Below are 19,726 nucleotides of genomic sequence, written 5' to 3' on the forward strand. Positions count from 1 at the left end.
GCGGTGTCCTGTCAGAACTGAAAAACGCGGCCTCGGGGCCGCGTTTTTTGTTGCCCGCCCATCAGCGCCGGAGACAGGCCTGCAGCGAATGGAACATCTCCCGTTGCAGGTCGGCGGCTCCGGCGCTATATATGCCGCGTCGGAAAAGGCAGACTTGGTTTGGTAAGCCCAAGTCCTTTCGGAAACGGAAGCTCTGTCCCTGCCTCGTGCATGTGTTCCCCTCGACGAACAGCCAACGCTGTCCAAGCGTTTCTTGTTCGTCCGTGTGGTTCACAGAACGATGAACCGCTCCGGTCGAACGACCACAAAGGAGTAGTTCATGCCCGATTTTCCCAGGATTTATGATGTTGTGATTGCCGGTGCAGGTCCTGTCGGCCTGTTTCTCGCCTGCGAACTGCGCCTCGCCGGCCTCTCGGTCCTGGTGCTGGAGCAAGCCGAAAACCCGCACTCCCCGTTGAAAGGGCTGCCGTTCGGCATGCGCGGCCTTTCCGCCCCTACCGTCGAAGCCTTTTACCGCCGCGGGCTGCTGGATGACATCTCGGCCAAGCAAAAAGAACCATCGGATAGGACACCGGCTGCCGCGCATTGGAGGCAACAGCCGCGCCGCCCCGGCGGCCATTTCGCCGGCATCCAGTTTTTCCAGGACACGATCGACACCTCAAAATGGCCCTATCGGCTGCCCGGCCCAGCCGCCGCCAACCTGGCCACCACCATGCAGCAGGTGGAATCCGTCCTTTCCGCCCGGGCTGACGCGATGGGCGTCGAGATCAGGCGCGGCCTCGGCGTGGAAGGTTTCGAGCAGTCGGATGATGGCGTGACCGTTCATGCCGGCGGCACCGCCTTTCACGGACGCTGGCTCGTCGGCTGCGACGGCGGGCGCAGCACCGTGCGCAAGGCTGGCGGTTTTACATTCGCCGGCACCGATCCCGAATTCACCGGCTATTCCGTTGAGGTCGAGATGGCTGATCGGGACATGCTTGCCCCCGGCCGTCACTATACGCCGACGGGCATGTACACCTACCAGAAGCCCGGAACCATCGCGATGGTCGATTTCGACGGCGGCGCCTGCCACCGGACCCGGCCGATCACGCTCGACCACGTGCAGGCGGTGCTGCGCCGCGTCTCCGGCACCGGCATCACGGTGACGGCGCTTACGCTTGCCACCACGTGGACGGATCGCGCCTGTCAGGCCACCGCCTACCGCAACGGACGGATGCTGCTCGCCGGTGACGCCGCGCACATCCATTCCCCGCTCGGCGGACAGGGGCTGAATCTCGGGCTTGGCGACGCGATGAACCTGGGATGGAAGCTTGCATCAACAATCCGGGGCACCGCGCCGTCCGGCCTGCTCGACAGTTATGAGAGCGAACGGCATCCGGTCGGAGCGCAGGTGCTTGACTGGTCGCGCGCCCAGGTCACGCTCATGCGGCCGAGCCGCAGTTCCCGTGCGCTCGAAGCCATCATCCGTGATCTCATCGACACGCGCGATGGTGCAACCTACTTCGCCGAACGCGTCTGGGGCGTGTCTCTCCGCTACGATCTTGGTGGCAGCCACCCGCTGGTCGGCCGCAGTGCGCCCGACTTCGAGCTGGTCGACGGGACGTTTCTCGGCGGGCATCTTGGAAGCGGGAAAGGTCTCCTCCTGGACTTTGACGCCACGGCACCGCTTCAGGCATTGGCACGCCGCTGGGGCGGCCGGATCGGCTATCTCGCACGGGATGCCAGAAACCGGCTTGGCCTGCGCGCCGTGCTTGTACGCCCTGACGGCATCGTCGCCTGGGCCGGTGCAAACGCCTCTGACATGGAGGACCTTGCGCAGATCGCGGCGCAATGGTTCGGCGAGCCTGAATAGGTAGGTGAACGATACGTGGTGCGTGGTTCGACAAGCTCACCATGAGGAAAGTGGTTTGGTTGCAAAGCCAGTCACAGGCTTTGCAGAACATGACTCCCTGCAGCCCACGTCATACCTCATGGTGAGCTTGTCGAACCACGCACGATGTGCCCTGCCGTGGTCCTCACGCCGTCTGCAAGGCCTTCTCTCCACCGAACATCTCGCGGTAGGCGGTGGGCGTCGTTGCCAGCTGCTGGCGAAAATGATGCCGCAGGGTGGCAGCCGTGCCGAACCCGGTGGTCTCGGCGATGATCTCGACGGAAAGCGCGGACTGCTCGAGCAGTTCCCGTGCCTTGGCCAGCCGTTCCGACAGCAGCCATTTGGCCGGCGTCGTGCCGGTTGCGGCCTCGAAGCGGCGCAGGAAGGTGCGCGGGCTCATGCCCGCCGCCTTGGCCAGCGTTGCGATGGAAAAATCCTGCCTGAGCTCGGTGCGCATGCGCTCGAGCAGCGGTGACAGACGGACGCCTTCGTGCGGCGGCGGCACGGCCCGTTCGACGAACTGCGCCTGCCCGCCCTCGCGGTGCGGCGCCACCACAAGCCGGCGCGCCACCTTGTTGGCGGCCTCGGTGCCAAAATCCCGGCGGATCAGATGCAGGCAGAGGTCAATGCCCGCCGCGCTCCCGGCAGAGGTCAGTACACTGCCCTCATCCACGTAAAGCACGTTGGGCTCAACCGCGATATCCGGATAACGCTCCGCGAGAAGATCGGCATAGCGCCAATGCGTCGTCGCCCTGCGACCGGCCAGGAGACCGGCAGCGGCCAGGACGAACACACCGGAGCAGATGGAGAGAATCCGTGCGCCATTGGCATGTGCCCGCCGAAGGGCCTGTGCCAAAGCGTCCGGCACTGCATGCTCGACGCCGCGCCAGCCCGGCATGATGATGGTGCCCGCCTGTTCGAACAGGTCAAGCCCGCCATCGGCCAGAATGCGCACGCCGCACGTAGCGCGCAACTCGCCCACCTCGATACTGGCTACGGCAAATCTGTACCAGTCATCGCCCATTTCCGGGCGCGGCAGTCCGAACATTTCGACGACCAGGCCGAACTCGAACGTGCAGAGCCCGTCATAGGCAACGGCGACAACCAGCGGATTCTCAAGGCGGGGGGCAAGGGATGCGTTTGACATGATATCGACGATATATGGCAATCTTGCCAACTACCAGTGCCTTGTTTCTTGCCTTACCAATTGAGCAGCAACACAGGAGAACCCCATGAGCTACGTTACCGAAACCCCTGCCGCCGCACCACAGATTGTCATCGAGCATTTTTCCCGGCGTCTCGCGCTTGAGACCGATTGTGCCGACGTGGCTGCATCGCTGAAGGCGGGCGAACAGGATTTTGTCCTCCTGCACGTGGTGGGAACACCGGCCGCCTATGAACGCCGTCACGTGCCGGGAGCCATCCATCTCCCGCATCGCGAGATCACCGCCGAGCGGATGGCGGGCTGGCCGGACGATACGCTGTTCGTCGCCTATTGCGCCGGCCCCCACTGCAATGGCGCCGATCAGGCGGCACTGAAGCTCGCAAGACTGGGACGCCCGGTGAAAATCATGATCGGCGGCATCACCGGCTGGGCCGACGAGGAACTCCCCTTCGCCACCGGGCCGGCAGCGGGCGAACTGAAAAAGGTCGCCTGAGTTTCCGGTTTAGATAACCGACAGCGTCCAGGTGACGATATCGCCTGCGGCGCTGTCAAACGCATGGTTCAGCGCGGTGACATAGGCCGCATTGCCCTGGCCGCTGACCGGCGATGTCGAGCGGAACACGCGGGTGGCGCGCACGGTGCCGTTCTTGTCATTGAGGATCTTGATGGCGATCTCGACGACGGCCGTTTCCTTGCCCGAGGCATCGATATCGAACGTGCGGATATTGCTGATCACCTGATAATCGATGGCAAGGCCTTCGCCGGGACGGCCGACACCGCCGAAGCGGCCCGAGCTCTCGAAGGCCTGCACAAGTCGCGTCTGCACGATGTTCGGCAGGCGGTCGGACCACTGTGCGCCCTTCAGGAACGAAATGGCGTTCGGTCCGGAGCGGACAACGACATTCTCGCCGTCAAGCGCTTTGAGGGCCGATGGCGCAGCGATCAGGATCTGGCGGCTGCCATGTTTTCTGGATGAAGTGTCGGACAGCGACGGGCCGGACAGATCGAATGTATCAAGCTTCTTGGTTCCGGCGCAGGCGGAAACGGACAAAGCCATCAGCAGAGCGGCAATTGTCGTTCTTGAATTCACCAATGGTATCATCCCTGTCACGCAAAGCTTCACGATTCATTAACCTTCATGCGATGCAGCTTTGTCAAAGTCAACGGCGCGTGCGGCCGTCATACTCCGGCACATTGCCGCTGCCGCCGAAAATCACCCGCTGCGGATTCTTCTCAAGATCGCTGATCGCCCGCTCGATGCGCTGGACCGACTGGCGGCTCTCGGTAACGAGCGCCTGCACGTCGCGCAAGCCCTGTCCGGAGAAGCGGTTGAGGTTGTCCGTGATCGGGCCGAGCTTGGTGTTCAGGTTGTCGGCAACCGCACGATAGGATTTGAGCGTGTTCCGCGCTTCAGCCACAACACTGCCATCCCCGTCGGACACCAGATTGTCGACCTTGGCCAGGACGCCATCGACCCGGGCGGAAGCGGCATTCAGGCGCGTCATCATTTCGCGCGCCTCGCGCACCACCGACTGCACGTCTTCGGCGCTCTGGCTGAACTTGTCGATCACATCGGAGTTCTTGGCCAGCGCATCGGTGAACTTCTTCGTGTTGTTGACCGTATCGACCAGCGGCCCCTTCACTTCGGTGATGAAACTCTCGATCGAGCTCATCGCCGTGTTGACGCGTTCGAGAATGTCCTGCGCCTTCTGCAGAAGGTTGTTGACCACGGACGGGTCGGCATCGATACGCGCGACGGCGCCATCCTTGTCGGCTTCTTCAAGCAGATTGGGCTCATAGACCTTGCCGCCCTTGAGCTCCACGAAGGCCAGACCGGTCAGGCCGGTAAAGCCGAGGGTTGCCTGGGTCGAGCGGGTGATCGGTGTCGTGCTGTCAATTTCCGCGGTGGCGATCACCGCGTCAGGATTGGTCTTGTCGATATTCAGGCGCCGCACGGTGCCGACCTTGATGCCGTTGAACAGCACCTGGCTGCCCTCGGCCAGGCCGGTGACCGAACCGGCGATACGGATTTCCAGCGTCGTCATTTCCTGCCTGTCGCCATAGCGGGCGATCCAGTACACGAAGACGAACGCCGCGACGCAGACCGCAAGCGTGAAAATCCCGACCAGAACGTAGTTGGCTTTGGTCTCCATCGATTATTCCACCTAACCCTGTTCCTTCAGCAACGGCCCGGATTGCCGGGCGCTTTGCACACGATCAGACTTTCGCCTGCTGCTGCCGTTCGGCACGATCTGGCGCGCGCGCTTGCCATGAAAATATTCCTGAACCCACGGGTCATCAAACGTCAGCATGTCGTCGATGGTTCCTTCCACAAGAACCCTTTTCTTACCCAATACCGCGATTCGGTCGCAAACAGCGAACAGGCTGTCGAGATCGTGCGTGACCATATAGACCGTCAAACCCATGGTATCGCGCAGATTTGCGATCAGTTCATCGAAATCCGCAGCGCCGATGGGATCGAGCCCCGATGTCGGCTCATCGAGAAAGACGATGTCCGGGTCGAGTGACAAAGCGCGGGCGAGCGCCGCACGCTTGATCATGCCGCCGGACAGTTCCGACGGAAATTTCTCCGCCGTATCCGGTTTCAATCCAACCAGATCGATCTTGAGGCGCGCCAGTTCGTCCATCAGGCTGTGCGGAATGTCGAGATATTCGCGCATCGGCACCTGAATGTTCTCCAGAACCGTCAGCGACGAGAACAACGCACCGTGCTGGAACAGGACGCCCATGCGCATGTCGACGCTGAGTTTTTCCTGTTCCGTCGCATGATCGATGTCATGGCCGAAAATGCTGATATTGCCGTGCTGTTTCTGATTGAGACCGAGGATCGTCCGCATGAGGACGGACTTGCCCGTCCCCGATGCGCCGACAAATCCCAGTATCTCGCCGCGATAGACGTCGAGATTCAGGTGCTCCAGCACCGATGAACGGCCGAAGGACACGCTGACATCCTTGACCGAAAGGATGATATCGCTGGGCTCCTGCTCTCTGCTCTGGCCGTTGTCTGTCGAATTCATTCGCCTCGGGCGTCCCTGGATCTGAAAATCAATGGATAGAGAGCGTCGTCAGCACCGCAGCACACACGCCGGTATCGACGTGGAACCCTGCGGCGGCAGAAGCACTTGAATTGTTTGCTCTATCGGTCAACATCCCTCACACATATCGAGTCTCGGACTTGATGTCACTGTAGCAATTAAGGCGCACATAATGACTGTTAATATGGAGATTACCGTTGAACGCTGGCCCATTGCCGGAACGTTTACAATCTCGCGGGGTTCCAAGACGGAAGCAGCCGTGGTGGTTTGTACCCTGCGCGACGGACTGCACACGGGGCGGGGCGAATGCGTTCCCTATGCCCGCTATGGCGAAAGTCTCGATTCCGTCTGTGCCGAAATCGAAAAACTGCGCAGCGTGCTCGCCGCAGGGGCCAACCGGCAGGATTTGCCCGGTTTGATCGGCGCCGGCGCGGCCCGCAATGCCGTCGATTGCGCGCTCTGGGATCTCGAAGCCAAACGGGCCGGCCGGCGCGTTGCCGATATCATCGGCTTGCCGCCGCTCAAAGCCCTGACCACGGCCGTGACCGTTTCCTTCGGCGATGCGCAGACCATGGCTGCCTCGGCCCTTGCCCTGTCCGACCGTCCGGTCATCAAGGTCAAGGTGGGCGGCGAGGATGACGAAGATCGCATTCGGGCCGTAGCGGAAGCTGCACCCGACAGCCGCATCATTCTCGATGCCAATGAGGGCTGGACCGACCGGAATATCGTCCGGCACATGCTGGCCGCCGCAAAGGCCGGGGTCGTGCTCATCGAGCAGCCGCTCCCGGCTGGCAAGGACGGCATTCTCTCGACAATCCCCCACCCCGTCCCCCTGTGTGCCGACGAGAGCGCCCACGGTACGGACGATCTGCATACGCTCCTTGGCCGCTACGACAGCATCAACATCAAGCTCGACAAGACAGGCGGGCTGACCGAGGCCCTGCGCATGCAGAAACGGGCGCGCGAACTGGGGTTCGGCATCATGGTCGGCTGCATGGTGGGTACGTCCCTGGCCATGGCGCCTGCCATCCTCGTCGCGCAGGACGCCGACTTCGTCGATCTCGACGGTCCGCTGATCCTCAGGGACGACCGCCAGCCCGGCCTCGTCTTCGAAAGCAGCCGTGTCTCGCCGCCGCAATCGGAGCTTTGGGGTTAGGTGTAGAGCCTCAACAACTAGCGCTCGCGCTGCTCCAATCGAAGCGAAACATTGGCCAGGACAAGCCCGACTGCCGCCAGCGCCACCATGACATAGAAGCCATAGATGCCGGTGGCGCTATAGAGCGGTCCGGACACCATGGTGACGATGGCCAGCGACGTGCCGATGAAGAAGGTGGATATGCCCTGCGCCGTCCCACCCTTCTCCTCGGGAATGGTCATGGCGATCATTTTCTGCATGCCGAGGAAGGACAGGGCGAAGGAGAAGGCATGCAGGCTCTGCACGACGAAAAAGCCGGCCACGCCGAGACCTGCAGGCACGATCAGCGGGAAGACGGTCCAGCGGAATATGGCGACGGCTGAGCCGATCATCAGCACCCTGGCCGGATGCAGGCGTCCGAAAACCCGGCGAAAGCAGGTGAACATGATCACCTCGGCCACCACGGCGATGGACCACAGCGCCCCGATCACCGTCTCTTCAATGCCGATGGACTTCCAGTAGATGGCCGAAAAACTGTAGCCATAGGCGTGGCTTGCCTGCGTGATCCCCGTGGCGATCAGGAAGGTCACGAAGGCCGGGCGGCGCAGCGCCCTGCCCGCATCCGCCATGTCGATATCCGACAGCGGCGACAGGCGCCGCGGCTTGCCGATGCGCGGCACCACGAAGCTCATGCCGCATGCGGCCACCAGCGCACCCAGCAGCACCGTCGGGATGATCCACTCGCCCGTATGCTGGATCAGCACGCCGCCGGCAAAGGAGGCCAGCAGGAATGCGATGGACCCCCAGACGCGCATCCTGGCAAAATCCGCCCCGTAACGGCGCACGCCCGAAAGCGCAATCGTATCGGCCAGCGGAACCTGCGATGTCCACGGTGCGGCAAGCACCAGCGACACGACCAGAATGCCGAAGAAATTGAACGGCAGAAAGTAGAAGGCCGCGACGATCACCGCCAGAATGGTGGCAATGGTCAGGATATGCGCACGGTCGCTGGACTGGTCGGCCAGAATGGAAACCAGCGGCGCGGCGATGACGCGCACGAACAGCGGCATGGACAGGACGATGGATATTTCCGTCGGCGACAGCGACCGGAATTCCAGCCACAGGGGAAAATAGGGCAGATGCAGGCCGCTTGAGATGAAAATCGCGAAGTAAGCCAGAGCCAGCCGAAACTCGAACCGAGACGGCTTGTCGTGAAAAGTGTCCGCAGTGGCGGCTGTCATGGAAGGACTTTCGGAGGATCGAGGAACGGCGCACGAATATATGAATAGCCGTATTCCGAAATATCACGATTTGGCCCAACTGCCTAGAAACGCTGAAGGTTTTTCCAGCTCAATTATCATGAATGCAGAAAATATAGATTAGCCGGCGGACGCAATCCGCGCCGCGTTCGCTTCGTGGCCGAGCTGCGGCTTGGCACCGGCAATCGCCGTGAGAATATCCTCGAATATATCGGCGCAGGCTTCCCAGCTGAATCCCTGCAGGGTGGTATCGGGATCGACGCGCCCCATGGCAAGTGCGCCCAGCGCAGCCTCCTGCAGGTCGGTTGACAGAACGCCCGCGCCCGTCGCGCCGATGACGTCCTTGGGACCGGCCACCGGATAGGCCGCGACCGGAAGCCCGCAGGCAATCGCCTCCAGCAGCACCAGGCCGAACGTGTCGGTGCGGCTGGGAAAAACAAACACATCGGCACCCGCATAGTGGCGGGCGAGTTCCTCGCCCTCCTTCTTGCCGGCGAACACCGCGTCGGGAAACTTGCGCTTCAGCTCATCCATATCCGGCCCGTCGCCGACGACAAGTTTTGTTCCCGGCAGATCAAGCGCCAGAAAGGCTTCAAGATTCTTTTCCGGCGCAACGCGGCCGACGCAGAGAAAGACGGGATGCGCGAGGCCGAGATCGATATCCGCCTGCGGGCGGAACAGATCGCGGTCGACACCGCGCGTCCACACGCGCAACGTATCGAAGCCGCGCTCGGTCAATTCCTCGTAGATGGACTGTGTCGGGACAAGGCAGGTCTCGGCGGCATTGTGGAACCGGCGCAGAAAGCCGTAGGTCCAGGCCAGCGGAATGGGCAGACGCTCACGCAGATATTCGGGAAAGCGTGTATGAAAGCTGGTGGTGAAGCGCCACTTGTTTTTCAGGCAGGCGCGCCGCGCCATGATGCCAAGCGGGCCTTCCGTGGCGATATGCACGAAGGCGGGCTGCAACGCCTCGATCCGGGCTTTCACCGCCGCGGGATAGGTCAGTGCCAGCCGGATTTCCGGATAGGTGGGACATGGCGCCGAGGGATAGTCCGCGGGCGAGATGATCGTCACCTCGACGCCCCGCGCCTCCATCTGCTCGCGCAATTGAGTCAGGGTGCGCACCACGCCATTGACCTGCGGATGCCAAGCATCGGAGACGATGACCAGCCGCTTCATCGGATCGATCTCTGCAGGAGAAGCCATTCAGGCCGCATTCGCCGCCTTGGGACGCTTGTCCTCGAGTTTGACGACAGGCGCAAAGCCTGCCTTCTCCCCGATCAGATGCGTCCAGGAGATGAGTTCCATCTTGCCGTCGTGATGCTCGACGATGGCTGTGCAGCTTTCAACCCAGTCGCCGGTGTTGATGTATTCGATGCCGTCGATTTCTTCGATGGTGGCGTGGTGGATATGGCCGCAGATGACGCCGTCGGCGCCGATGCGCCGGGCCTCGTCGGAAACGACGGTCTGGAAGGAACCGATGAAGTTGACGGCCTTCTTCACCCGGAATTTCGCCCAGGCGGAGAATGACCAGTAGCGCAGCCCGAGCATGCGCCGCACCTTGTTCATGATGGTGTTGATGGCCAGCGCCGCATCATAGGCCCAGTCGCCGAGATAGGCGATGTGGCGGGCATTGCGCACGACAACATCGAACTGGTCGCCATGGATCACGAGGAATTTACGGCCGTCAGCGGTTTCGTGCATCGTGCGGTCCATGACCTCGATGCCGCCGAAATGCGTGCCCTGGAAATCGCGCAGGAATTCATCGTGGTTGCCGGCGATGTAGAGGATGCGCGCGCCCTTGCGGCTCTTGCGCAGGAGTTTCTGCACGATGTCGTTGTGCTCCTGCGGCCAGTGCCAGCTGCGGCGCAGACGCCATCCATCGACGATATCGCCGACCAGATAGATCGTATCCGCATCGTGATACTTCAGGAAGTCCAGGAGGAAGGTCGCCTTGGCGCCTTTGGAACCAAGATGCACATCGGACAAAAAGAGCGTGCGAAACTTACGTGTCTCTGGCTCAACCATGAGGCTGATCTCCGTTCAGCGCCGGTACGCATCGGTACCTCTGGTCTGACAGAAACCTGATTCATGTCACAGTCTTATGACGCCGCTAAAAAGTCTATGGTTTCCTGCGATAAACACTTGTAACAAAATGGACTTCATTTATGGCTCTTCGTGTCATTTATGCATGCTAAAAAGATTGAATCGCAAATCCCAAGTTGCGACCAGCCAATTTCCGGAGGATATTATCCATGGCCAAGGACAATTCGCCCAACCAGTCCGATCTCGAAGAAAGCGCCCTGTTTTACCACCGCTTTCCTCAGCCGGGTAAACTGGAAATCCAGGCGACGAAGCCGCTTGGAAATCAGCGCGACCTTGCCCTTGCCTATTCCCCCGGTGTCGCCGCGCCCTGCCTGGCCATTCATGAAAACCCCGCCACAGCCGCCGATTATACCAGCCGCGCCAATCTTGTGGCGGTCATCTCCAACGGCACTGCCGTGCTTGGCCTTGGCAATATCGGCCCCCTCGCCTCCAAGCCGGTGATGGAAGGCAAGGCGGTTCTCTTCAAGAAATTCGCCGACATCGACGTCTTCGACATCGAGATCGACGCGCAGGAGATCAACAAGATCGTCGATGTCGTTGCCGCGCTCGAACCCACTTTTGGCGGCATCAACCTTGAGGACATCAAGGCGCCGGAATGCTTTGACGTGGAGGAAATCCTCCGCGCCAGGATGAACATTCCGGTGTTCCATGACGACCAGCACGGCACGGCGATCATCGTCGCCGCTGCCATCCTCAACGGCATGGAGCTGGCCGGCAAGGATCTGTCCAAGGTCAAGATCGTCGCGTCCGGCGCCGGCGCCGCAGCGCTTGCCTGCCTCAACCTCCTGGTCAAGCTCGGCGCCAACCGCAAGAACATCTGGGTCTGCGATCTCGACGGCGTCGTCTATGACGGCCGCAACACGCTGATGGACCGCTGGAAGTCGGTTTACGCCCAAAAGACAGATGCGCGCGTGCTGGCCGATGTCATCGGCGGTGCCGACGTGTTCCTTGGCCTGTCCGCCGCAGGTGTCCTGAAGCCGGAACTTTTGAAGCAGATGGCGCCGAACCCGCTGATCATGGCGCTGGCCAATCCCAATCCGGAAATCATGCCGGAGGAAGCACGCGCCGCACGCCCCGACGCCATGATCTGCACCGGACGCTCCGATTTCCCCAACCAGGTCAACAACGTCCTCTGCTTCCCCTATATTTTCCGCGGCGCGCTGGATTGCGGCGCACGGGCGATCAATGAGGAAATGAAGATGGCGGCGGTCAAGGCCATCGCGGCGCTCGCCCGCGAAGAGCCATCGGATGTGGCGGCCCGCGCCTATTCCGGCGAAACGCCGACCTTCGGCCCCAATTATCTCATTCCTTCGCCGTTCGATCCGCGCCTGATCCTGCGCATCGCCCCAGCTGTGGCAAAAGCTGCCATGGAAACCGGCGTTGCCGACCGCCCCATCGAGGATTTCGAGGTCTATCTCGACAAGCTGAACCGCTTTGTCTTCCGCTCCGGCCTGATCATGAAGCCGATCTTCACCGCAGCGCGGACCGCCGAGAAGAAGCGGGTGATCTATTCCGACGGCGAAGACGAGCGCGTCCTGCGCGCGGCACAGGTGGTGCTCGAGGAAGGCACGGCGATCCCGACGCTGATCGGCCGCCCGCAGGTCATCGAGACGCGTCTCAAGCGCTACGGCCTGAAGATCAAGCTCGGCACTGATTTTGACATCATCAACCCGGAAGACGATCCGCGCTACCGCGACTATGTCGACCTTTTGGTGAACCTTACCGGCCGGCGCGGCACCACGCCGGAGGTGGCACGCACCATGGTCCGCGCCAGCGGCACGGTGATTGCAGCGCTGGCCATCATGCGCGGCGAAGCCGATGCCATGATCTGCGGCCTGGAAGGCCGGTTCGAGCGCCACCTGCGCAATGTCGACCAGATCATCGGCAAGCTCGAGGGCATCCGCAATTTCTCCGCACTCAGCCTGCTGATTTCACAGCGCGGCGTGCTGTTCCTGACCGATACCTATGTCAGCATCGATCCGACAGCCGAAGAGATTGCGGAAAAGACGGTTCTGGCCGCCAACGAAATCCGCCGCTTCGGCATCGAGCCCAAGGCCGCCCTGCTTTCGCACTCCAACTTCGGTTCGCGCGATTCCGAAAGTGCCGCCAAGATGCGCGCCGCTTCGGAAATCCTGCGCTCCAAGGCACCAGACCTGGAACAGGATGGCGAAATGCATGGCGATTCCGCCCTGTCGGAAATCCTGCGTGAGCGTGTGCTGCCGCATTCCCGCCTGAGCGGCGAAGCCAACCTTCTGGTCTTCCCCAATCTCGACGCGGCCAACATCACGCTCAACGTCGTCAAGACAGTCACCGATGCACTGCATGTCGGGCCCATTCTGCTCGGCGCCGCCAAGCCCGTGCATATTCTGACGCCGTCGGTGACATCGCGCGGTATCGTTAACATGACGGCTCTGGCAGTGGTTGAGGCGTCACAGCGCCTGGAATAGCGCGCTACCGTCTTATTGCTGCCGCACGTTCATGGATGGTTCAGGCGCAGTCAGCCAGGTAGGCTGCGCGTGATCTTGCAGGACTAGACCATATGAAACGGTTCATACACTTCGCGGCACTCGCCATGGGCACGCTGCTGTTGTCAACACAGCTGGCAGCGGCCCAGTCGGACGTTTGCAGCCGCATGGAACAGCGTCTGCGCGAACTCGACAATGATTTCGTCACGGATGAGTATGAGCTGAACCTGCGCCGCGACCGGGTGGAAGCTGCCATGGACGCCAACAATTGCTCGGCATCCTATGAGCCAGACCGCGAAGTCTTGCCGCGCGAAATCGAACCGCGAGACGGTGAGCCCCGGCGCCGCCCCTATGAAGTCCTCGGAGGCCAGCGGCCACTGGAAAACGAGCCGCTGGAAAGCACCGCGCCGGTCTACGGCGGACAATATCAGACGCTCTGCGTGCGCACCTGCGACGGTTATTATTTCCCCATTTCCTACGCGACCGGCGCGGAGAATTTCCACCGCGACGAAGCGCAGTGCCAGGCGCAATGCCCGGGCGCGAAACTGTTCTATCATTCGACCAACGGTGAAACCGTGGATCAGATGATTTCCCTGCGCGGCCAGGCCTATACGGATATGCCCAACGCGTTCAAATTCAGGAAAGTCGGCGCCAATGGCACGCCGCAATGCTCCTGCCAGCGCACGGCGGGCAATTACACCACGCTTGGAAACCCTAAGGAAATAGCCCGGCAACCCGCGACGAAACCGGCGCCAGCACAAACACAGCCAGCACTGAAACCGGCGGAGCCGATCAAACCGGTCGAGCCTGTCGAGGCTGAACCATTGCCATCGCCAGAGCCGGCGAAAAACCCCGAACCGGTCAAGCCGGCGGCACCGGCCGAGGCCAAGGCCGAACCGGCTGCGCCTGTGGTAGAGCCGGAGAAAAAACCTTCATCGATTATTCAGCTGGGAACACCCGCGGTGCCGAAAGTCGAAGCGGAACAGCCGAAACCATTATCACCGGACAAGCCGATCGATCCCAACCGCAAGGTCAGGGTCGTCGGGCCAACGTTCCTTCCCGACCAAGAAGGGGCAGTAAATCTGCGAGCTCCGGACCAGAAGCCAACCCGGTAAGGGCAATGCGCAGGGGCATGAACAACGGCTTGCCCTTGCGTCCGCTCTGAACCTTCACCGCTTCCGTCCACTGCTTCCAGGTCTCGCGGCTCCACGGCTCCTGCGGCAACACGTCAAAAGCCGCCGCAACGAAATCACGGTCCTCTTCGGCAAGGACTTCGTCACTGACGGGACCGTCCTGGACGATCTTCCACCACAGCGCCGCATCGGCGACGCGCGTGAGATTGCCGCGCACTGCAAGCCAGAAGGCTTCGGCCTTGTCGCCTGTGATCCCCATGTCCCGCAGACGCTCTTCAGCCACGTCGAACGGCATGGCGTGGATCAGCGTGCGGTTCAGCGTATCGAGTTCCGCCGGATCGAATTTCGAGGATGATTTCGATGTTGCCTTCGGATCGAAGATTGCGGCGAGCGATGCCATGTCAGGCATGGCGACCACATTCTCCGACGTTCCCGTCAGCACGGCGAGGCTGACCACGGCCATCGGCTCATAGCCGTCACGACGCAGGCTGCCGACGGACAGGGCGCCGGTGCGCTTGGACAAGCCCTCGCCCGAAACAGTCGTCAGCAGATTATGATGGCCAAGCGCCGGCGCCTTCGCACCGAGCGCTTCGAAAATGGAAATCTGCACGCCGCTGTTGGTGACGTGATCGTCGCCGCGGATGATGTGCGTGATGCCCATGTCGATATCGTCGACCACGGAGGTCAGCGTGTAGAGATAGGTGCCGTCTTCGCGCACCAGAACCGGATCGGAAAGCGAAGCGAGATCGACGGTCTCTTCGCCGCGCACGATATCATCCCAGTGGACAATCGTGCGCGCGGGCGCGAACGGATCGTCCTTGAAGTTCGGCAGCAGGAAACGCCAGTGCGGGCGATGACCCTCGGCTTCCAGCTTCGCGCGATCCTCCGCCGTCAGTTTCAGCGCATCGCGGCCATAGACCGGCGGCAGGCGGCGCGCGAGGCGCAGCTTGCGCTTGCGTTCGAGTTCTTCCGGGGTCTCGTAGCAGGGGTAAAGCACGCCGGCGGCTTTCAGCTTCTCAACGGCGGCATCGTAGAAGGCAAAGCGTTTCGACTGGTATTCGACCCGCACCGGCTTGATGCCAAGCCAATCAATATCAGCGGCGGTCGCTTCGGCATATTCGGTCTTCGAGCGCTCCACGTCGGTATCATCGAAGCGCAGGATCAGTTGGCCATTGTGTTTCAGCGCGAACAGCCAGTTGAACAGGGCTGTGCGCGTGTTGCCGATGTGGATATAGCCGGTCGGAGATGGTGCAAAACGGACGGTGATGGTCATGCGTCGGGCATATCGGAACGACGCGTGAAGATCAATATGCGGACCATGAGGAGGTACGTTGCAAGACCGTCATGCGTCCTTCGACAAGCTCAAGATGAGGGAGACGGAAGGGTTGCAAGGCAATTCACGAAAGTCACAAAACCTCCGCTCCCTGCAAATCTCCAGCCTCCCTCATGGTGAGCCTGTCGAACCACGCACAATGATCACGCCGGCATTCTAGCCGTCATTGAGAACAAGACCCTTGGTCAGTTCCAGCGCCTGCCGTTCGAACAGGCTGCGGTAGATGCCGCCGTTGAGGCGGATCAGGGCTTCGTGGTTGCCCTCTTCCGCGATCCGGCCATGGTCGAAGACCAGCAGCCGGTCGAGGGCCCGCACCGTCGACAGCCGATGCGCGATCACCAGGGTCGTCCGGCCCAGCATCAGCCGTTCCATGGCCTGCTGGATCAGCACTTCCGATTCCGAATCGAGGCTCGACGTTGCCTCGTCCAGGATCAGAACCGGCGCATCCGCGAGGAAAGCCCGGGCGATGGCCACGCGCTGGCGCTCGCCGCCGGACAGCTTCACACCGCGTTCACCCACCAGCGTGCCATAGCCCTTCGGCAGGGCCATGATGAAGTCATGCGCGCTGGCCTGCCGGGCCGCTTCCTCGACCTCGCTTTGCGTGGCTGTCGGCCGCGCATAGGCGATGTTCTCGGCCAGCGTCCGGTGGAACAGGATCGGCTCCTGCTGCACGATGGCAATCTGCTGGCGCAGCGATGCCTGGGTGACTGTGGAAATATCCTGACCGTCGATCAGGATGTGCCCCGCCTTCACGTCGTGCAGGCGCTGGATCAGCTTGACGAACGTCGTCTTGCCCGAACCGGAGTGGCCGACAAGGCCGACGCGCTCACCCGCCCGGATCGTCACCGAGAACCGGTCATAGAGCGGTGCCCGGTGCGCCCCGTAATGGAACGTCACATTGTCGAACACGATCTTGCCATTGGTGATCTGGATCGGCTTGGCGCCGGGCCGGTCATCAATGCCGAGCGGCTGACTCTGGATGTCAACAAGCTCTTCCATATCGTTGATCGAACGCTGCAAATTGCGGATGTGCATGCCGACTTCCCGCAGGTAGCCCTGCAGGATGAAGAACGACGTCAGCACGAAGGTGATGTCACCCGCACTCGCCTGCCCCTTGGACCACAGCCACAGGGCAAAGCCGATGACCGATGCCCGCAGGATGAGCAGCAGCGAGCCCTGGGTCGTGCCGTTGCGGGTACCGCGGATCCACGTGCGCCGCGTCCGGTCCTGCCACTTGGCAAGAACTTTCAGCAGCCGTGCGTCCTCGCGCTTTTCCGCGCCGAAACCCTTCACCACCATGTTGCAGCTGACCGCATCGGCCAGCGAACCGCCGAGCTTGGTATCCCAGCGATTGGCAAGGCTCGCCATCGGCGCGACATAGCCGAGCGACATCGCCACCGTCACGCAGACGAACACGAGGGATCCCAGGCCGATGATGACGCCCATCATGGGCCAGTACCAGGCCATCAGCACGGTCGAGCCGACAAGCATGACAATGGACGGAAACAAGGCCACCAGCAGCGTATCGTTCAGCAGGTCAAGCGCCCACATGCCGCGCGTGATCTTGCGCACCGTCGAGCCGGCAAAGCTGTTCGCATGCCAGTCCGTCGAGAAACGCTGGACACGGAAGAAGGCGCCGGAGGCAATCTCCGACATCATTTTCAGCGTCAGCTTGACGATCGTCATGAAGGTGACGTGCCGCAGGATGATGGCGCCCAGCGACAGGGCCATCAGGGTCCAGAACGCGGCCATCGCCGCATCCCAGGCAATGGCATCCGTTGCCGCGCCATTGACCACCGCGTCGACCAGCCGCCCCGAATAGAGCGGCGTCAGCACGTCGGCCAGTGTCGAGAGCAGCACTGCACCAAGAATGATAGCCAGACGCACCGGCTGCTTCTGCCAGTGAATCCAGGTGAATCCGAGAACGCTGCGGAAGGCTCCGCCGCGCAAGGCGTTACGTAAAAATGCCATGACGATCGTCCGGTGCCAAAACGCACCGGCCTCAAATATGAATTTCAGACGAGAATGCCGCGCAACAGAACGAGGGAATCAATGCGGCACAATTGGCTTGGCGACTTGCCTGAATACAGGAAAGGCCAATATCGGCGATGAGTGTTCTTGACCGGTGAAGTCAATTGAAAAGCCCTGGGGCTTTTCATCATCACATGTCAGGAACGGACGCCGCCCCGAGGGGACATTGAAACAGCTGCCATTCTAAACCTCCCGGGCTTGATTGCCGGAGAGATGGCTTATAGGTGAATCGCCATCACGCGCCAAGCGCCTATTTTTTGTGCAGCCGCTTTTCGAAATAAAGTGAGGCGCGATTGCAACACTAGACTTTAGTCGTAGTCAAAAACGACCGTTGCAGGACGACCCGTGCGTGGTTCGACAAGCTCACCATGAGGGATGCAGGGGATTGCAGCGTGTTATATTCTACAACCTTTGCGATTGGCATTGCAGCCAGATCACCTCCCTCATGGTGAGCTTGTCGAACCACGCACCCGGCACATGCAATCGGTCCTACCCCCGATCGCGGAACTTGTTGGTGATGGGATAACGCCGGTCGCGGCCGAAATTCTTCCGCGTCACCTTCACACCCGGCGCCGACTGCCGGCGCTTGTATTCGGCGAGATAGAGCAGGTGTTCGATCCGCTCGACCGTCTTGCGCTCATGGCCGCGTTCGACGATCTCGTCCACGCCCATCTCGTTCTCGACGAGGCATTCGAGAATGTCATCGAGCACGGGATAGGGCGGCAGCGAATCCTGATCCGTCTGGTTCTCCCGCAATTCGGCGGAAGGCGCCTTGCTGATGATGTTTTCCGGGATGACGATACCCGATGGACCGAGGCCGCCGGCGGGCACATTCCTGTTGCGCCATTCGGACATGGCGTAGACCTGCATCTTGTAGATATCCTTGATCGGATTGTAGCCGCCGTTCATGTCGCCATAGAGCGTGGCATAGCCCACCGACATTTCCGACTTGTTGCCCGTCGTGACCACCATCGAGCCGAACTTGTTGGAGATTGCCATCAGGATCGTGCCACGGGCCCGGCTTTGCAGGTTTTCTTCGGTGATGCCCTCTTTCGTACCTTCGAATGTCGGCCCGAGCGCTTTCAGAAAGCCTTCCACCGGCTCGAAGATCGGCACGATGTCGTAGCGGCACCCCAGCGCCTTGGCGCAGTCTTCCGCATCCTTCAGCGAGTCCTTCGATGTATAGGTATACGGCATCATCACGGCGCGCAGCCGTTCCTCGCCCAGCGCGTCGACAGCCAGCGCCGCACAGATCGCCGAGTCAATGCCGCCGGAAAGGCCGAGCACCACATCCTTGAAGCCGTTCTTGTTGACGTAATCGCGCAGGCCCAGCATGCAGGCGCGATACTGCGCCTCCTCGCCTTCGGGGATTTTCGACATGGGGCCTTCCGAGCAGGACCACCCGCCCTCGCCGCGCCGCCACGTGGTGACAACAAGCTGTTCCTCGAACTGCGACATCTGGAACGCGATGTTCTTGTCCGGATTGAACGCAAACGAGGCGCCGTCAAAAATCAGATCGTCCTGACCACCGAGCTGGTTGGCGAAAATCAGCGGCAAACCGGTCTCGATCACTTGGCGCAGCACCACCTGATGGCGCACATCCACCTTGCCGTTGTAATAGGGCGAGCCATTGGGCACGCAGAGTATCTCCGCGCCGCTCTCGGCCAGCGTTTCACACACGCCGAGGTCGCCCCAGATATCCTCGCAGATCGGAATGCCGATACGGATGCCACGGAAATTCACCGGTCCGGGCATCGGCCCCTGCTGGAACACCCGCTTCTCGTCAAACTCGCCATAGTTGGGCAGATCGACCTTGAAGCGTTCCGCAATCACCTTGCCGCCGTCCAGCACCATGACCGAATTGTGCAGGCCGCTGTCGCGCCGCAGCGGCGTGCCGATAATCACCCCCGGCCCGCCGTCCGATGTATCGGCCGCAAATTCTATTGCCGCCTTTTCGCAGGCTTCGATGAAGGCTGTCTTCAGCACCAGATCTTCCGGCGGATAGCCTGAGATAAACAGCTCCGTGAACAGGATGAGGTCGGCGCCCTGCCGCGCGGCGTCGGCCCGTGCGTCACGCGCTTTTGCCAGATTACCCTTGATGTCACCCAGGACAGGATTGAGCTGGGCGATGGCGATACGGAGGATGTCGGGATTTTTGCTCATATTGAACATA

The 19,726-nt window shown here is 61.4% G+C and carries 15 protein-coding genes; 5 read left to right on the forward strand and 10 right to left on the reverse strand.

The features are described 5' to 3' along the window. Positions 1–319: 319 nt before the first annotated feature. Positions 320–1,852 carry an FAD-dependent monooxygenase gene (locus AC1Q5O_RS08310; RefSeq protein ID WP_492562369.1) on the forward strand — a complete coding sequence of 511 codons (1,533 nt, stop codon included), beginning with the start codon at positions 320–322 and terminating at the stop codon, positions 1,850–1,852. Positions 1,853–2,015: 163 nt separating this feature from the next. Here the strand turns inward: AC1Q5O_RS08310 and ftrA are convergent, their stop codons facing one another. Next, positions 2,016–3,017 (reverse strand): transcriptional regulator FtrA, encoded by a 1,002-nt coding sequence (gene ftrA / locus AC1Q5O_RS08315; protein ID WP_492562370.1) that lies wholly within the window; start codon positions 3,015–3,017, stop codon positions 2,016–2,018. Positions 3,018–3,102: 85 nt separating this feature from the next. On the opposite strand from ftrA, the gene AC1Q5O_RS08320 reads away from it, so the two are divergent. Beyond that, complete coding sequence (locus AC1Q5O_RS08320) at positions 3,103–3,528, forward strand: rhodanese-like domain-containing protein (RefSeq protein WP_464661012.1); 426 nt, start codon at positions 3,103–3,105, stop codon at positions 3,526–3,528. Positions 3,529–3,537: 9 nt separating this feature from the next. On the opposite strand, the gene AC1Q5O_RS08325 is transcribed toward AC1Q5O_RS08320, so the two are convergent. The 3 genes from AC1Q5O_RS08325 to AC1Q5O_RS08335 form a co-directional block, all read right to left on the reverse strand. After that, positions 3,538–4,092, reverse strand: coding sequence for an ABC-type transport auxiliary lipoprotein family protein (locus AC1Q5O_RS08325; RefSeq protein ID WP_374042692.1), 555 nt, complete (start codon positions 4,090–4,092; stop codon positions 3,538–3,540). 103 nt (positions 4,093–4,195) lie between these two features. Further along, positions 4,196–5,188, reverse strand: coding sequence for an MlaD family protein (locus AC1Q5O_RS08330; protein ID WP_105732406.1), 993 nt, complete (start codon positions 5,186–5,188; stop codon positions 4,196–4,198). Positions 5,189–5,200: 12 nt separating this feature from the next. After that, on the reverse strand, positions 5,201–6,073 hold the full coding sequence (locus AC1Q5O_RS08335) for an ABC transporter ATP-binding protein (RefSeq protein ID WP_288192495.1): 873 nt from the start codon (positions 6,071–6,073) through the stop codon (positions 5,201–5,203). A gap of 190 nt (positions 6,074–6,263) precedes the next feature. Here AC1Q5O_RS08335 and dgcA point away from each other — a divergent pair, with 190 nt between their 5' ends. Next, positions 6,264–7,247, forward strand: a complete 984-nt coding sequence (gene dgcA / locus AC1Q5O_RS08340; protein WP_492562371.1) for an N-acetyl-D-Glu racemase DgcA — start codon at positions 6,264–6,266, stop codon at positions 7,245–7,247. Between the two features lie 17 nt (positions 7,248–7,264). Here the strand turns inward: dgcA and AC1Q5O_RS08345 are convergent, their stop codons facing one another. The 3 genes from AC1Q5O_RS08345 to AC1Q5O_RS08355 all read right to left on the reverse strand — a co-directional run bounded on the left by AC1Q5O_RS08345 (position 7,265) and on the right by AC1Q5O_RS08355 (position 10,513). Further along, positions 7,265–8,467 carry an MFS transporter gene (locus AC1Q5O_RS08345; protein WP_492562372.1) on the reverse strand — a complete coding sequence of 401 codons (1,203 nt, stop codon included), beginning with the start codon at positions 8,465–8,467 and terminating at the stop codon, positions 7,265–7,267. Positions 8,468–8,605: 138 nt separating this feature from the next. Next, positions 8,606–9,691, reverse strand: a complete 1,086-nt coding sequence (locus tag AC1Q5O_RS08350; protein ID WP_492562373.1) for a glycosyltransferase family 4 protein — start codon at positions 9,689–9,691, stop codon at positions 8,606–8,608. Further along, entirely contained in the window at positions 9,692–10,513 is an 822-nt protein-coding gene (locus AC1Q5O_RS08355; RefSeq protein WP_223612928.1) for a UDP-2,3-diacylglucosamine diphosphatase, read from the reverse strand. Positions 10,514–10,740: 227 nt separating this feature from the next. Between AC1Q5O_RS08355 and AC1Q5O_RS08360 the strand changes: the two genes are divergently transcribed. Both AC1Q5O_RS08360 and AC1Q5O_RS08365 read left to right on the forward strand, forming a co-directional pair. After that, on the forward strand, positions 10,741–13,038 hold the full coding sequence (locus AC1Q5O_RS08360; protein ID WP_472460878.1) for an NADP-dependent malic enzyme: 2,298 nt from the start codon (positions 10,741–10,743) through the stop codon (positions 13,036–13,038). 92 nt (positions 13,039–13,130) lie between these two features. After that, on the forward strand, positions 13,131–14,171 hold the full coding sequence (locus tag AC1Q5O_RS08365) for a DUF2865 domain-containing protein (RefSeq protein WP_492562374.1): 1,041 nt from the start codon (positions 13,131–13,133) through the stop codon (positions 14,169–14,171). Here AC1Q5O_RS08365 and gltX read toward each other — a convergent pair. The 3 genes from gltX to AC1Q5O_RS08380 all read right to left on the reverse strand — a co-directional run bounded on the left by gltX (position 14,089) and on the right by AC1Q5O_RS08380 (position 19,716). Then, a complete protein-coding gene (gene gltX, locus AC1Q5O_RS08370) occupies positions 14,089–15,462 on the reverse strand; it encodes a glutamate--tRNA ligase (protein ID WP_492562375.1) in 1,374 nt (457 codons plus the stop codon). The two genes, AC1Q5O_RS08365 and gltX, sit on opposite strands and share 83 nt — an antisense overlap. 216 nt (positions 15,463–15,678) lie before the next feature. Continuing rightward, a complete protein-coding gene (locus AC1Q5O_RS08375) occupies positions 15,679–17,493 on the reverse strand; it encodes an ABC transporter ATP-binding protein (protein ID WP_492562376.1) in 1,815 nt (604 codons plus the stop codon). A 549-nt stretch (positions 17,494–18,042) separates the two neighbouring features. Then, positions 18,043–19,716, reverse strand: coding sequence for an NAD+ synthase (locus tag AC1Q5O_RS08380; protein ID WP_492562377.1), 1,674 nt, complete (start codon positions 19,714–19,716; stop codon positions 18,043–18,045). Positions 19,717–19,726 lie beyond the last annotated feature (10 nt).

Source organism: Phyllobacterium sp. MT110 (genome assembly GCF_058792715.1).